A 16104-nucleotide genomic window follows, 5' to 3' on the forward strand; every position below is an offset into this window, starting at 1 on the left:
CATTACCTAGGCAAATAATATGTCAGCAAAACATCCTATTATTGCTGTAACCGGTTCATCCGGTGCTGGCACAACTACGACCACAACTGCCTTCATTCATATATTTAGACAGTTGGGTATCAATGCTGCATTCGTTGAAGGTGATAGTTTCCATAATTTCACCCGCGCTGAAATGGAAGTGTTAATTAGAAAATCACAGGCTGAAAATCGAAACTTAAGCTATTTTGGTCCCGAAGCGAATAATTTCAAAAAGCTCGAAGAATGTTTTACCAGTTATGGTGATACAGGTAATGGCCAAACCCGCAGCTACTTACACACCTTTGATGAAGCGGTGCCATTTAATCAAATGCCCGGTACATTTACGCAATGGCGTGATTTGCCAGCCAATACCGATATGCTGTATTACGAAGGACTGCACGGTGGTGTGGTGACTGAAGATGCAGATGTCGCTAAACATGTTGATCTTTTGATAGGCATGGTGCCGATTGTTAACTTAGAGTGGATCCAGAAGATTATTCGCGACACAAACGATAGAGGCCACAGTCGTGAAAAAGTTATGGGCTCGATAGTCCGTAGTATGGACGATTACATCAAGCACATGACGCCGCAATTTTCACGGACACACATTAATTTTCAACGAGTGCCGACCGTAGACACCTCAAATCCCTTTAGCGCAAAAGACATACCTAGCCTAGATGAAAGCTTTTTAGTGATTCGCTTTCGCGGTATTAATAATGTTGATTTCCCTTATTACCTCAACATGATCCAAGGCTCATTTATGTCACGCGTCAATACACTAGTTGTTCCTGGTGGAAAAATGTCTCTGGCTATGGAATTAATTTTAACGCCTTTGGTTAAAGACTTAATGGATAAACGTCTAGAGTTGCAAAACCTTGATGATATCAAACTCGATTAAGTTTGATTTAAGTCAGAACAATTAAGATAGCCGCATCGTGATTTCGAGCGAAAGAACGGCAGTTGATGTGCTTGGGGTGCTAATTCCCCCTTTTTTCTGTTAGCGCATTGAGCACATCAACGAAACCAAACAACATCGATGCTCAAGCACTCACATCAGCTATTATCCCTTCTGATAAACAAGTCAATACACGGACCGGTTGATAATAGTAAATGACTCACATTGCTTATCCTGAGCATTACATCAGTGGGATAATTTCTCGATAAGCTTGATTATTCTGATACTGTTTCAAACGTAAAATAAACTCATCGCTGCGCACAATCTCAGGATTATCCTTTAACGCATCAATTGCTTTTTTCTGGGTATCAATTGCCGCAGAAAAATCACCAAGCTCAGCATACGCGGCCGCAAGATTATCTAATACCGTTGGATCATTTTGATTTTGTTCGAGTAATTTTAACGACATTGATACTGCACGCGAACCATCTCGGTATTCGGCCTCAGGGCACGTGGCTAATATCCACGCAATATTGCCCATTGAAACGGCATCCCCCGCAGCACTAAACTGCTCCATTGCTTTGCCGCAATTACGCACTACACCATCACCACCAGCAGAATAAATAAACCCTAAACGAAAATGAGCCCACTTATCTCCTTGTGCGACCATTTGCAGATACCATTTTTCTGCCAGCGCTAAATCACGCGGAATTAATTTACCGTCAAAGGCTAAATCAGCTAATGTTTGTTGCGCCTTAATATTGTGTTGTTGTGCAGCAAGATTAACCCAGCTTAATCCTTGCTTAGTATCTTGAGTAACAAATCGTCCGGAAAGGTTCATTAAACCCAATAAAAATTGTGCATCTGCATTGCCCTGTTTGGCTTTAATCTGAATATGAACCAGCTTAGTCGCCGCCTGAGACTCAATAGAGGGCGGGATAACAAACGCTTTTACAGATGAACTAAGTCCACTTAATAAAACAACACAGGCAATAAACCCGATTTGACTCAGTTTTTTCACACATACCTCGACAACTATTTATGAAGCTGATTAAATAACATTAGCTAACTCATGGATCCAATACAATAGACAAATGACATTAGCAATAATTCAATCGTAGTGATGATTAAGACAAATTCACAAAAAAAGTCGACCGTCATCACAAATGAGATAAATTTAATCTTAAATTTAACAAGTTAATATACACTACGCACACTTCTAAATACGATCTCTATCAAAGTTTTCACGGTTTCAATAGCGTAGAATGCTTAATTAGATATTACTTACTTTCATTTTTAATCAATCGAGGAACATCGTATGGCTCTGATTGGTAAGCCAAAACCTGACCCAACATTAGAATGGTTTCTTTCACATTGTCACATTCATAAGTACCCTGCAAAGAGTACTTTAATTCACGCAGGTGAAGATTCTGACACTTTATATTACATCGTCAAAGGTTCCGTTGCTGTATTGATCAAAGATGAAGAAGGTAAAGAAATGATCCTTTCTTATCTAAATCAAGGCGACTTTATCGGTGAATTAGGATTGTTTGAAGAACAATCTGAACGTACTGCATGGGTTCGTGCTAAACAAGCATGTGAAATTGCAGAAATTTCTTACAAGAAATTTAAGCAATTGATTCAGGTAAACCCTGAAATCTTGATGAAACTTTCGGCGCAAATGGCCTATCGTTTACAAAGTACTAGCCAAAAAGTAGGCGACTTAGCGTTCCTTGACGTTGCTGGTCGCATTGCACAAACGTTATTACACCTTGCAAAACAACCTGATGCTATGACACATCCTGACGGCATGCAAATTAAGATTACACGTCAAGAGATTGGTCAAATTGTTGGTTGTTCACGTGAAACCGTCGGTCGTATTTTAAAAATGCTTGAAGAACAAAATTTAATCCAAGCACACGGTAAAACGATCGTAGTTTACGGTACGCGCTAAACGACAAAGGCTAACGACGAATCAAACTAAATGTTTATGCCTTAATCATATAGGCTTCAGCTTGATTTAAGCCAAGATACTTAAAGTGGTGTTCATACTCTGAACGCCACTTTTTTATTTTGGAGCGCCCATGAATAGCTTGTTCTTAACAGCAATAAGCAGCTTAATGGCCATCACCATTAATCAACAAGATATTCCCGCAAAAGAACGCCCTCTGGACCATGACAACGTCCAAAAATTAGTATCTTCTGGTAATATACGTTCATTAGATGATTACTTAACTTGGTTGTCGCAGTATTGTGATGGTCACTTAATCGACGCCCAGCTTTATCAACATCAAGATAAGTGGCGCTATGATTTACAATTTAAGCTAAAACAAGGGCATGTTGTTAATCTGCAATTAGATGCAGCTAACGGTATGCAAGATTCATTGACTCAATTACCGAGCGAATGTACTAAACATGAAACTGTTACTCGTTGAAGATAACCCTTTACTGGTTGCCGAGCTTGAAAAACAACTCAAGCAAGCTGGTTATATTACGGATGTCACAGACAAAGCTATTGAAGCCGATTATTTGATGAAAGAAACTGATTATGACTGTGTCATTTTAGATATCGGATTACCAGACGGCAATGGCTTGTCATTAGTCACTAAATGGCGTGAACGTGGCATAAATACCCCGGTAATAATGTTAACTGCCCGAAGTCAGTGGCATGAAAAAGTTGAAGGCTTTAATGCTGGCGCAGATGACTACTTAGGCAAACCGTTTCATGCGCAAGAACTCCTCGCCCGTATTCAGGCACTCATTCATAGAGCCCATGGGCGGGTTAACTCGTCATCCAAGCAACTTTGTTATGCAGGGGTTAATTTAGACGAAAACGAGCAAAAGGTGACTGTTGGCGAACACATATATGAGCTGACGTCGATGGAGTTTAGGTTACTGAAAATATTCTTAATGTCACCAAAGAAGCTTCTTTCGAAGCAACAGCTTACTGATAAGCTTTATCAATTTGATGATGAAAAAGAAAGTAACGTCGTTGAAGTTTATGTCACACACTTACGTAAAAAACTCGGTAAAACCGCTATCGAAACTCGCCGTGGTCAGGGTTATATTTTCCATGGCATTATTGAATGATTTCGATTCGGTTTAAATTAAGCCTCTGGCTCAGTGGCTTAATCATTATTGCTACGCTAATAGGCTTATTTTTATTTGAGTCGATGCTTCGAGATGCGTTTCATGACTCTATTATTAATCGTCTTGAAGAAGATTTAGAACATATCATTATCGCCACTAGGCTCGATGAGGGTGAGATCGTTATCGACCAAAACCAATTATCCAGCTTTTACCGACCAGCTTATTCAGGGCGTTATTTCCAATTAAATCTGCCCGACCGCACTATTCGATCCCGTTCATTGTGGGATGCCGAATTACAAATTGAACAGTTACAAGCACAGCAGAAACGAGTTTGGCAGGCTAAAGGGCCAAAAAACAATGATATGCAGTTGTTATCTATCGGCATCGGCGCGCCAAACAGTCACAACACAGCCACATTAACTGTCGCCCAAGATCTCAGTATCGGACGGCGTGTGTTTAGCGAAGTGTTTGGTACTAAACTGGCAATCAATATCGGTATGTTATTGGCGATGATCGCCGGTATCTTCATTATTTTACGCCAATCATTTAAACCGGTAAATCAAATCCAAGGGGCACTGGCTAAATTGCGCGAAGGTGAAATCGCTTCATTAGCCATTTCACAAATTCCAGCAGAAATCCGCCCGCTAGCCGAAACCTACAATGAGTTGTTAGACTACACAGCCAAACAAATTGAACGTAGCCGCAATAACCTAGGTAATTTAAGCCATGGCTTAAAAACCCCATTAGCAGTCATGCAGCAACAAGTTGAAGCGCTCGGGCTCACTCATCCGGATGCCGCTATAGCAATGCAGCAGCAATTAGATTTAGTTCATAAAATGATTGAACGTAAATTGGCTGCAGCAAGGATAACGGGAGACATGCTGCCCGCAGCACAACTGGCGGTGCCAAAAGATTTTGATAGCTTAATCCAAACGTTACATAAAGTGCATCATCAGCGGAGCATTGATTGCAGCATTGTGAATCCGCAACATATTAGTCGTATTCCAATACATCGCGAAGATGGTATGGAGCTGTTTGGCAATCTGCTCGACAATGCCTTTAAATGGGCAAACTCACAGGTTCATGTCAGCATCGAAGAGTTACCATCGGGAGTGATATTAATTCAAATTGAAGACGATGGTCTCGGTGTAAAACAAGAGCAAATTGCATTATTAACCTCTCGTGGCACCCGACTAGATGAAGCAACTATTGGCCACGGGTTGGGCTTATCGATTGTTAAAGAGATTTGTGACCAATATGGTTTTGTATTGCAATTTAGTCGAAGTAAAGCATTACAAGGGCTTAATGTCAGTATATTGATGAGCAACTAAGCTTTTTTGCCTAGAATAAGCAATAAAAAAGACCTAACTGAGCGATCAATTAGGTCTTTTTCGTCCATGCATAAACATTACATCATTGCATTGGTACTTTCAAAAATCTTGTCGGCAGATGCTGCAACAAAGCCAGTATAAAGCTGACCATTAGCCATTGGATAACGACGGGCAAACTCATAGAAACAACTTGGAATTTCCACATCGCCATCGGTAAAGTTCACAACCACTTTATCAGCCATGGTAGAAGACTGCTCTAACAAGACTTCTGGCGATCCTTTAACTTCACCGCCAGAGCTATTTAACACAAACCCAGCCTGCTTTAAGGCTTGGTTTACATCTTCAATACGCTCAAATTCAGGCAGATCGTTAATTGAAACCGTAAAGTGATTGGCACGGTAACCTAACGCAGCAACCCACGCAGCATATTCGCTTTCAGCAAGTAATGCTTGGTAAGTCGCTTTATCTACATCCCAATGACGACCAGAATATATGAAGTTATCTGCCGTGGTTGCCGCAATATCAACCTGATCGATTAAACCATGGATGCTCTTTTGCAGCTCAGGGCTAAATTCTTCAACTAACAACTCAGAGATAAACACCTTTGGCTGTTTTGGATCCGGATGTTCAAAGTGCTTAGCTATCAGCTTTTTCTGCTCAAACTTATAATCACCACTGTCGACATAACCGATAGAGGTGAAATGTTTAGCCAATACGCTTAAATTTACTTTAGCGATATTAAAAGTACGCAAAGCGATATGGTCATTGATGATTGGCGCGCCATGGCCTAAAAGCTGATGAATTTTCGCCGCTGAAGGCGTCATCTTAATGTAGTCTTGCCACAAGGCAGCAAATAAAGCATTAACGTCAGTATGCATGGTTAAATCCTTCTAAAATAAGGCTGGTGAACAAAGTCACCAGCACGGATCATGCGATGAATTTATCAGTTAAATTGATAAACCAGGGCTTAAAGTAGCAGGTAAGCTTACGGCATCTGCTTCCATTGAAGCGACAGGGTAAGCACAGTAATCAGCAGCATAAAATGCACTTGCACGATGATTACCTGAAGCGCCAACGCCACCAAATGGTGCCGCACCTGATGCGCCTGTAATCTGCTTATTCCAATTAACAATACCAGCACGAATGCGCGCTAAAAAGTAATCGTAATCTTCACGGCTATCCGCTAATAAACCAGCTGATAAACCATAACGAGTCGCATTGGCTAAATGAATAGCTTGGTCAAAATCGCTGTAACGTACTAATTGCAATAATGGACCGAAATATTCTTCATCAGGTAACTCAGCGACTTTAGTGACATCTATTAAGCCTGGAGTGACTAAACCAGTACCAGCTTCAACTTGCACTAACTCAACTAATGAAACACCACCTAATGACTGAAGTGTCGCCTGTGCGGCAACCATGCCACGTGCAGCGGTTTCAGAAATCATCGAGCCCATAAAAGGTTGTGGTTGAACGTTCCAAGCACCCACTTTAATTTGCTTAATAGCCTTTACTAGCTCTGCGATTAACGCATCACCTTGTGCGCCCTCTTCAATATATAAACGACGGGCACAAGTACAACGCTGGCCAGACGAAATATAAGCAGACTGAATAATGTCATGGACCGCAGCTTTGGTATCGGTAACGCCTTTAACGATAAGCGGATTATTACCGCCCATTTCTAAGGCTAAAATCTTACCTGGGAGGCCAGCATATTGTTCATGTAAAATATGCCCAGTACGTGAACTACCGGTAAAGAATAAACCGTCAATTTGTGGATGTGATGCTAATGCTTTACCGGTTTCAACTTCACCTTGCACTAAGTTAACCACACCTTGTGGTAAACCAGCTTTGTCCCAACACTTCAGCATTAACTCAGCCACTTTAGGCGTTAATTCTGATGGCTTAAACACCACTGTGTTACCGGCCAATAATGCTGGTACTATGTGTCCGTTTGGTAGATGGCCTGGGAAATTATAAGGGCCAAATACCGCTACAACACCATGAGGCTTGTGACGTAATACGGCACGCCCTGCAGGTAAATCATTGGTTTCAGTGCCGGTACGTTTGTCATGGGCTTTTGCCGACAATGCTATCTTGCCAATCATAGCACCCACTTCAGTGGCAGTTTCCCACTGTGGCTTACCGGTTTCTTGAGCGATGGTTTCTGCGATCTCGGCTTTATTAGCTTCTAGTTGTGCACGATACGCTTCGACTATGGCTAAGCGAGCTTCATAACCCAGCATAAACCAATCAAACTGTGCCGCACGAGCGGCATCTACAGCTGCATTCACTTGAGTAGCAGTAGCCGTGTTACCTTGCCAAATTACGTCACCGTTGGCAGGGTTTTTTGAATTGATTTCATGACCTTCGCCAGCTAACCACTGACCTTGAATATATTGTGTCATTTCTTGCTCCTACATTGCTAAAACACGAATTTGCTCGCCATCGCTCACCAGTAAACCAGCAGCGATTTCAGGGCTGAGCACAACATTGTCGTGTTCATCAGAGACCAACAATTTAGCTGCTGACGCACGATAATCAGCAAGCGAGGTGTTGGAGATAATAAAATGATGATCGGCATGTGGCATCTTGCCAACTGAAACGGTCAATAAACGGCTCTTTTTCACTGAGCGGATCTCAGCTAGTGCACATTCAACCGTTGGGCCGCCATCAAAAATATCGACATAATTACGGAACTTAAAACCCTCTGCCTGTAATAAACGCAATGCTGGCTTGGTGTTTTTATGCACTTCACCAATCACTTTTTGGGCTTTTTTAGGCAACATGCAAACATAAACGGGGTTTCGCGGCATCATTTCGGCCATAAAGGCTTTTTTGCCTAAACCAGACAAGTAGTCAGCTTCAACAAAATCGATACCTAAAAAGTGATGTTGTAACCATTCATAAAACGGCGAGTCACCATGATCATCACTCACACCACGCATTTCAGCAATAACGGTATCGCCAAAGCGCTCAGGATGCTGTGCTAATAATAAAAAGCGCGAGCGTGATAACATGCGGCCGTTGTTGCCTTTGCGATATCCGTCTTTTAAAAACAGGGTGCACACTTCTGCTGCGCCAGTGTAGTCGTGGCATAATGTGAGGGTTTCAACTTCATTGCGAACAGAAATTTGCTGAGAATGATAGACCTCAGTACCTAAACGGTAATGATAAAAAGCATCTTGCATGCCGACGGCGGCTTCAATACCACAGGTACCGACAACTTCATTGGTCTTTGTATCTTCAAGCACCATTAAATAACCTTCGTCAAAAGGTTTATCAATTTGCTTGATAAAAGATGCCTCTGCCCTAGCAATCTTTGAACGCAGTAACTCTTCGTTAACTGGTAAAGATGTAAAACCGTGGCCTGACTCAACTGCGATACCATAAAGTGCATCGTAATCACTTGCACGGATAGGACGTATGATTAACATCTTAATCTCCTCATTGCGCCATAAGCGAACCGCGCTGAAATACATTTCAACGCGTATTCACCCAATTGGCGTACCCAAACAAATTAGTGCAAGCTAAGCCTGCACTAAATTTGCAAATTAACCAGCAACCACTTTTGCTACTGCGCGTTCAAAACGCAACAAGCCTTCTGCGATGTCTGCTTCTGGGATCACTAATGAAGGAGCAAAACGCACAACGTTTGCACCAGCCATCAAACTCATAAGGCCTTCAGCAACAGAAGCAACCAAGAAGTCACGGCTACGACCTTCATATTGTTCATTTAATACCGCACCGATTAACAAGCCTTTACCACGTACTTCACTGAATACGTTGTATTTGGCGTTAATAGCCGCTAAACCATCACGGAATAACTGTTCGCGATGTTTAACTCCGTCCAACACTTCTTTGGTATTAACCACGTCCATTACTGCATTACCTACAGCACAAGCCAGTGGGTTGCCGCCATAAGTAGAACCGTGAGTACCAATTTTTAGGTGAGCAGCAATTTTTGCGCTAGTTAGCATTGCAGCAATAGGGAAGCCACCGCCTAGCGCTTTGGCACTGGTTAAAATATCTGGCACGATGTCTGTACCCATGTAAGCAAATAACTCACCAGTACGGCCTACACCAGTTTGTACTTCATCAAAAATCACTAATGCGTCATGCTTATCAGCTAAACGACGTACTGCTTTTAAGAACTCAGGATCACCATTGATAATCCCGCCTTCACCTTGAAGAGGTTCAAGCATAATGGCACAAGTTTTGTCAGAAATTACCGCTTCAAGTGCAGCGATATCATTAAATGGCACGTGAGTAATACTTTGTGGCTTAGGGCCAAAACCGTCTGAATAAGCAGCTTGTCCGCCAACTGTTACAGTAAAGAATGTACGGCCGTGGAACGCTTTATCGAATGCGATGATTTGATCTTTATCTGCACCATGGTTATCTAATGCATAACGGCGAGCTAATTTTAATGCTGCTTCATTGGCTTCTGCACCTGAGTTAGCAAAATAGACGCGCTCAGCAAATGTGGCATTAACTAACTTTGTCGCTAATTCTAGTGCTGGCTCGTTGGTCATTACGTTTGATAAATGCCATAACTTTTCGCCTTGCTCTTTTAATGCTGACACTAAAGCTGGGTGACAATGACCTAAACAATTTACTGCAATACCACCGGCAAAATCGATGAATTCATTACCTTCTTGATCCCATATTCGGCTACCTGCTCCGCGAACAGGAATAACAGCGGCAGGCGCATAATTAGGCACCATAACTTCATCGAATTGGGCACGGGTTAGATTCATTTCTACACTCATTGCATTTCATCCTTCAGGTTGTAAGCGGCTTGAAAGCCGCTGTTTCCGCTGTCTGCTTTATATTCTGTAAGTGCATTAGCGGAAGTTTGTGTTATTTATGCGACATTATTAGCGAAAATGTGATCAAAATACCAGTTCAGTACAATTAACTTCTGCAGGCCTTATTGGCATTCTGCATAAAGATTGATAAATATGACTAAACAACGCATTTATTGGGGGGTTATGAAGCATAAATAGTCATAAAAAAAGTTATTTGACTCGAATTTGTGTAGCTATTCATCAAAAGTGAATAATTACACATATTTAACATTTATCCTTTTGATAGAAAAAAGCTATTTAAAGTAAATCAAGCTTCCGAAAATTTTGCCCTTTAAGCCTAATCAGTTCTTGCGCCGAAAACTGATAATAATCAAACATAATACGTTTCTCTTGTGGATCGATTTGTTGTTGCTCTTCTAACAAAAGCACTTTGGCATAACAACTCGCCTTAGCCACAATGGCGGCATCGGCTGATAGCTCTGTAAAGTGGTAATCGTGGTCTAACTCTTTTAACACTTGTGTCATCGGGGAATCATCGAATTTCAGTAAACTCAATAGTTGCCAATTTAAACGGTGGCTATGGAGTAATACTTGGCCCAATACTTCCTCGGCAGGAAAGTCTGTTGCCATAATGGCATCGTAAACTTGTTTTTCTCGGCTATGGCTTGCCTCTCGTAACCAAGTCCCCCAAGTATTATCAAATATACGTCCACTTTGGCTCAATATAATTGAGGTAGAAAATTGGTACATTAACGCACAGCTATAAGCCAAACCAGGCTCTTCATTATGTAACTCTGCTAAGGTTTGCGCTGCTATGGCACTTACCATGCTGTAACGCCAAAGCTTGCGGGTGATCCATAATAAGTTAGCGTTACCTGAAGGTAACCAGTTACGTAAACAAAAATAAGGGATCAACAAACGTAAATGTTCAATACCAATGTAGTTAAGCACTAGCTTAATGTCGGTCACTTGAACATCGCCATGTTTAGGGCGGCGGTGACGAGATGCTGGACTATTAATTAAATTGATTAAATCACGTGATAACCAGTTAATACTTTCGATAATCGGTCGAAGTCGATTAATGTTCAGATCTGGGTGTAATAGAAGGTCTAACAATAAAATTTGATTTTCGCTAATTGCTGATGCTTCTAATATCATTTGAGGATGAGCTAATTGATGCTCTATCGCATTATTAACTGTATGAGTTAACAGTGCGGATACCTCAACATATACACTTTTCTCTTTTGCTTGTTTCTCAAGACGCATTTTTAATGCTTTACGCTCAATATCAAGCTTATTAGCGCTCTCTTCTAATTCTGCGCTCAACTCATCAGGCATAGCATTGGCTTTATGCTTACCCACAATAAGTTGTTTATAGAGTCGGCGCTCAATCTCAATGACTTTTCCGGGCCGAACTCCACCTGCTATTGATATTGCCACTCACATTGCCTTTTACAGTTTTCATCACTTAATCATAAAAATTAAGGCTTCTCAAAGGAAGCCTTAATAGATATTTATTTGTTTTTTTGAACTCAGAGCCGATTACTTCAATTCTTGTTCAAACAATTTATAAATACGACGATACTGATCTAACCAACTTGAAGGTTGCTTAAATCCATGCGGTTCGACAGGATAGATTGCGGTTTCAAACATCGGCTTTTCTAATTCAATAAGCCGTTGCACCATGCGCACACTGTCTTGGAAAAACACGTTGTCATCTAACACACCACTCATGATCAATAGTGGTTTCTGTAACCCCTGAGCATGCTCTATTGGTGAGCTACGCTCATAAGCGATAGGATCGACGTCAGGCGTATTTAAAATATTAGAGGTATAAGGTGCATTATAATGTGCCCAATCAGCTACAGGGCGCAATGCGGCTCCTGCTTGGAACAACTCAGGCTCATTGAATAACGCCATAAAGGTAAGGAAACCACCGTACGAACCACCATAAGTGCCCACACGCTGTGCATCCACGTTAGCATTACTTGCCATCCATGCTACACCATCTTTTAAATCTTCAACTTCAGGATGCCCCATGTTGCGATACACAGCGGTTCGCCAATCACGGCCATAACCTTTTGAACCACGGTAATCCATGTCCATCACTACATAACCTTGTTGGGTTAGGAGGTTATGGAACATGAACTCACGAAAATACCCCGAGAAACCATAATGGGCATTTTGTAAATAACCTGCACCATGGTTAAACACTACAGCAGGATATTTGTCTGCTTGGGTAGCATCATAACCTTGAGGCAAATAAACCCGCGCATAAATGTTTCCCGCCCCATGGCTTGAAGGAACCGTCACTATCTGCGGTGTTTGCCAAGGATATTGTGCAAATTCAGGGCTAGTATAATGCGTTAATTGGCTCATTTTTCCGCCAATAGGTTGAATGTACAGTTCATCAGGGTGAACAGCAGATGAAGCCGTTAGTAACAATGATTGTCCATCAGGGCTCAAATTGTAATCCAATGTGCCCATCCACTGAGTCAGTTGCTCTGTTTTACCTGTGGCAATCTCTACACGGTAAACATTGTAGCTACCTGGATGGTCTTTATTAGCACGATAATAAAAGTGTTTTGCGTCGGGTGATAAAGTCACATTATCAACCACAAATTTGCCATTGGTAAGAGCGACTACTTTGCCAGCTGCCGTTTTAGTATAGAGCTGAGAAAAACCAGACTCTTCAGATAAGTAGTACATGCTATCTGTACCGGTTATCCAACCAAATTGATTAAAATTATAGTTTACCCAAGCATCGTCATGTAACCGATGTTCGGTTGTTAGTTTGCCTTTTTGAAGGTCGACACTGGCGATCCAGCGATCTTTGTTGTCAACGGCTTCCAGCATCACTAATAATTTATCATTAGACTCATGCCACTGAATTGCGCTTTGGCTCCACTCCCAATCTTGCATTAACTGGACTAAACGCGGGGCATTTTCGCTTTTATAGCTTTTGCCTTGGGCCTTAGCATTTTCAGTTTTGACACTTGCCAATACGTCTTGATCAAAACCAGTTAGACCTTCGATGGTAATGTCTTTTTTATTGTGTTCAATAAGGTCGAGTAGCACTAAACGTTGACCTGGAAAAGCGTCTTCTGCAACACGTGAACGTGCTGGCACAGGATCGACATAACCTTCTTGGCCCAAATAATTCGGCATAATGTCGTGTTCTGCACGCCAATCATAATTTTTGTCCGTTAAGGCCAATATCACATAACGTCCATCAGGCGACAGGCTCATTTCTGAAACCACTTCAGCATCACCTAAATACCAAGGTTTAGCTGAAAAAGTAGGATCGGCTTTAGCCAATGAATCTCGGTATTCATCACGTGTGACACTGTTGTCATGTTCCATGGCAACATATTGAATAAGTCTATGCTGTTGCTTAGCAATAAAGCTGCTTGGCTGTTGCGTCGTTTTAGGTTCGTTTTCCATTTGGATTGCGGCAATTTGTTCTACTAGGCCGCTAGACTGGTGCACTCGGAAAATATTATTACCTTGCCAGAATGCAAGGTCGCCACCATTTAAAAAACGTACGCCATTAATTGCATCGTTTTGACGGGTAAATTGCTTTATTTCACCGTTTGATAAATCTTTTACAAATACGTTACCTTGATAAATATAGGCTTTTTGAGTCTTGGCCTGATCGAAGACACCATTACGTTGATCGGCAAGGTGCAACTGATTAAGTGCAAGCTTGTTTGCCTCGGACTGTCCAATAGCTTGTTGATAAAAATCACGGACCGGAGATTGATGTGCTTGGCGACTGAAATATACCGATTGACTGTCATCGCTCCAATAAGCTCCTTGAGCAAATATTCCCATCCAATCTGGATTGGCCATAATTTGATTAAGTGTCAACGGTTGCTGGGCTTTTGGAGGCTGTGCTAATGGCACGGTCAACGTTGTTGCACTCGGCGCTGCGATAACCATTGTATCGTCATGTTTGGCCGTGGCAGCACAACCACTTATCATTGCCAAAGAAAGTGCGCTCACCGCAAAGTTTCGCATAAAGCTTGTCATGGTTATCCCTTTTATTATTTTAAGCGCTATTTATAGCACAAATAGACGCTAGAATTTAGCCAGATTAGTTGCAGAAGTTGTAACAGAATACGTGATAATGAACCCGAAGATATAAATTCGAAAACGCTTTATAAATACAAAAAGTTATCCAAAAGTTCATGGCCTTGCTGAGTCAAAATAGATTCAGGATGAAACTGGACGCTGTAAATACGTAACGCGTCATGGCTCATCGCCATAATTTCACGGCCATAAATTGGGTCATCAAACCACGCATCCAGACTAAAGCCATGAGGTACATGGTTAATCAACAATGAATGATAACGAGTAACCTGCAGAGGTAATGCTAATTGACGGAATAATCCCTGTTGATTATGTTCAATCAAGCTGGTTTTACCGTGCATAACACGTTTGGCACGCACAACATCAATACCAAACACTTGTGCGATAGCTTGATGTCCTAAACACACACCAAGAATAGGAATTTTACCGGCAAAATGTTTAATAGCTGCAAGTGAAATACCCGCTTCATTAGGAGTGCATGGACCAGGAGAAATAATCAAATGTGTAGGTGCTAAAGCTTCAATTTGTTCAATGCTGATTTCATCATTACGTTTAACCAGTATCTCTTGCCCCAGAGCTTGGAAGTACTGAACTAAGTTAAACGTAAAAGAATCATAATTATCAATCATCAACAACATTATGGGTTCCAGTTGCGCTATAAATGTTTGTAGCACATCAATTTTAGCTTAAAAAAAACCAGCCTTGCGACTGGTTTTATGTAATGTTAATTAACCGCTACTTCACCACAGTTAAATGGTTTTTACGCTTAGTTTTATCATCAGGCTTTGTCGATTTAGACGATGGTGGCAATGTCGAAGTGTCATCAACAGATTTCATTGATGGCGGTACAGATGATAACTCATCATGTTCACCTTCGATCATATATGCATCTTCCATATCAAACACCGTGCCAGCACCGTTTTCACGAGCGTAAATGGCCACGATCGATGCCATAGGCAAAAACACATTCTGTGGTACACCACCAAAACGTGCATTAAACTCTACTGCATCATTAGACATGTGAAGATTAGCCACCGCTCCGGTTGCAATATTCAAGACGATTTGACCGTCTTTGACAAATTGCTGCGGAACCTGCGTACCGTTAACAAATGCATCCACGACTACGTGTGGCGTCAAATGGTTATCCATCAACCACTCGTAGTAAGCACGCAACAAATATGGACGATTAGCTGTTATTGGTTTCATTACATGCCCATGCGCATTTCGCGCTCAGCCTCAGTTAACGATGCCTTAAATGATTCACGTTCAAAAATACGTGTCATGTAAGCACTGATATCTTTCGATGTACGTGGGTCTAAGTGAATGCCTAATACTGGTAGACGCCACAATAATGGGCCTAAGTAGCAATCAGATAAACCAAACTCTTCGCTCATGAAGTATGGCATTTCAGCAAATACTGGCGCTAAAGCAATTAAGCTTTCCATTAACTCTTTACGCGCTGCATCAGCCTTTTCACCTTTACGGATACGCTCTACAAGCGCATACCAATCGGTGTCGATTCTGTGCATCATTAAACGGCTTTGGCCGCGAGATACCGGATATACAGGCATTAATGGAGGATGTGGAAAACGCTCATCCAAATATTCCATAATAATGCGTGATTCGTACAACACTAGTTCACGATCAACTAAAGTCGGTACAGAGTTGTATGGATTTACTTCAAGTAAATCTTCAGGCATTTCACTTGGGTCTACCTGTAAAACATCAACGGTAACCCCTTTTTCAGCCAATACGATACGTACTTGGTGACTATATAAATCATCGGCACCAGAAAAAAGTGTCATGATAGAGCGCTTGTTGGCAGCAACAGCCATTGATACCCTCCAGAATCTAGAAAAAACAAAAC

15 protein-coding genes are annotated in these 16104 nt (G+C 41.6%); 5 read left to right on the forward strand and 10 right to left on the reverse strand.

All coding sequences use genetic code 11. The features are described from left to right. Nucleotides 1–19 precede the first annotated feature (19 nt). A complete protein-coding gene (locus H5181_RS17980; protein ID WP_011638729.1) occupies nucleotides 20–916 on the forward strand; it encodes a phosphoribulokinase in 897 nt (298 codons plus the stop codon). Nucleotides 917–1154: 238 nt separating this feature from the next. Here H5181_RS17980 and H5181_RS17985 read toward each other — a convergent pair whose 3' ends face one another. After that, on the reverse strand, nucleotides 1155–1934 hold the full coding sequence (locus H5181_RS17985) for a tetratricopeptide repeat protein (protein WP_011638730.1): 780 nt from the start codon (nucleotides 1932–1934) through the stop codon (nucleotides 1155–1157). Between the two features lie 297 nt (nucleotides 1935–2231). On the opposite strand from H5181_RS17985, the gene crp reads away from it, so the two are divergent. The 4 genes from crp to H5181_RS18005 all read left to right on the forward strand — a co-directional run bounded on the left by crp (nucleotide 2232) and on the right by H5181_RS18005 (nucleotide 5334). Next, nucleotides 2232–2867 carry a cAMP-activated global transcriptional regulator CRP gene (crp, locus tag H5181_RS17990; protein WP_011638731.1) on the forward strand — a complete coding sequence of 212 codons (636 nt, stop codon included), beginning with the start codon at nucleotides 2232–2234 and terminating at the stop codon, nucleotides 2865–2867. Between the two features lie 130 nt (nucleotides 2868–2997). Beyond that, nucleotides 2998–3348 carry a PepSY domain-containing protein gene (locus tag H5181_RS17995; RefSeq protein WP_182751677.1) on the forward strand — a complete coding sequence of 117 codons (351 nt, stop codon included), beginning with the start codon at nucleotides 2998–3000 and terminating at the stop codon, nucleotides 3346–3348. Further along, nucleotides 3329–4003: a response regulator transcription factor gene (locus H5181_RS18000; protein ID WP_011638733.1), complete on the forward strand. Its 675-nt coding sequence runs from the start codon at nucleotides 3329–3331 to the stop codon at nucleotides 4001–4003. Before H5181_RS17995 ends, H5181_RS18000 begins: the two co-directional genes overlap by 20 nt. Then, the gene (locus H5181_RS18005; protein ID WP_123883393.1) at nucleotides 4000–5334 is read left to right on the forward strand and encodes an ATP-binding protein; all 1335 of its coding nucleotides are present in this window, start codon (nucleotides 4000–4002) and stop codon (nucleotides 5332–5334) included. The genes H5181_RS18000 and H5181_RS18005 overlap by 4 nt, the downstream gene beginning before the upstream one ends. 77 nt (nucleotides 5335–5411) lie before the next feature. On the opposite strand, the gene H5181_RS18010 is transcribed toward H5181_RS18005, so the two are convergent. From H5181_RS18010 to sspA, 9 genes are all read right to left on the reverse strand, one after another. Beyond that, on the reverse strand, nucleotides 5412–6212 hold the full coding sequence (locus tag H5181_RS18010) for a DUF1338 domain-containing protein (protein ID WP_102037572.1): 801 nt from the start codon (nucleotides 6210–6212) through the stop codon (nucleotides 5412–5414). A 69-nt stretch (nucleotides 6213–6281) separates the two neighbouring features. Next, nucleotides 6282–7742, reverse strand: coding sequence for a succinylglutamate-semialdehyde dehydrogenase (gene astD, locus H5181_RS18015; RefSeq protein WP_011638736.1), 1461 nt, complete (start codon nucleotides 7740–7742; stop codon nucleotides 6282–6284). A 9-nt stretch (nucleotides 7743–7751) separates the two neighbouring features. Next, on the reverse strand, nucleotides 7752–8771 hold the full coding sequence (gene astA / locus H5181_RS18020; protein WP_011638737.1) for an arginine N-succinyltransferase: 1020 nt from the start codon (nucleotides 8769–8771) through the stop codon (nucleotides 7752–7754). Between the two features lie 117 nt (nucleotides 8772–8888). Further along, nucleotides 8889–10106, reverse strand: coding sequence for an aspartate aminotransferase family protein (locus H5181_RS18025; protein ID WP_182751678.1), 1218 nt, complete (start codon nucleotides 10104–10106; stop codon nucleotides 8889–8891). Nucleotides 10107–10442: 336 nt separating this feature from the next. After that, a complete protein-coding gene (locus H5181_RS18030) occupies nucleotides 10443–11585 on the reverse strand; it encodes an HDOD domain-containing protein (RefSeq protein WP_182751679.1) in 1143 nt (380 codons plus the stop codon). Between the two features lie 102 nt (nucleotides 11586–11687). Then, nucleotides 11688–14177 carry a prolyl oligopeptidase family serine peptidase gene (locus tag H5181_RS18035; RefSeq protein ID WP_182751680.1) on the reverse strand — a complete coding sequence of 830 codons (2490 nt, stop codon included), beginning with the start codon at nucleotides 14175–14177 and terminating at the stop codon, nucleotides 11688–11690. Nucleotides 14178–14305: 128 nt separating this feature from the next. Beyond that, nucleotides 14306–14875, reverse strand: coding sequence for an aminodeoxychorismate/anthranilate synthase component II (locus H5181_RS18040; protein ID WP_182751682.1), 570 nt, complete (start codon nucleotides 14873–14875; stop codon nucleotides 14306–14308). A 97-nt stretch (nucleotides 14876–14972) separates the two neighbouring features. Continuing rightward, nucleotides 14973–15443: a ClpXP protease specificity-enhancing factor gene (locus H5181_RS18045; RefSeq protein ID WP_011638742.1), complete on the reverse strand. Its 471-nt coding sequence runs from the start codon at nucleotides 15441–15443 to the stop codon at nucleotides 14973–14975. Then, complete coding sequence (gene sspA, locus H5181_RS18050; RefSeq protein ID WP_011638743.1) at nucleotides 15443–16072, reverse strand: stringent starvation protein SspA; 630 nt, start codon at nucleotides 16070–16072, stop codon at nucleotides 15443–15445. Before sspA ends, H5181_RS18045 begins: the two co-directional genes overlap by 1 nt. Nucleotides 16073–16104: the final 32 nt, after the last annotated feature.

Origin of the sequence: Shewanella sp. SG44-2, from assembly GCF_014164215.1 — a bacterium.
Classification (GTDB): domain Bacteria; phylum Pseudomonadota; class Gammaproteobacteria; order Enterobacterales; family Shewanellaceae; genus Shewanella; species Shewanella frigidimarina.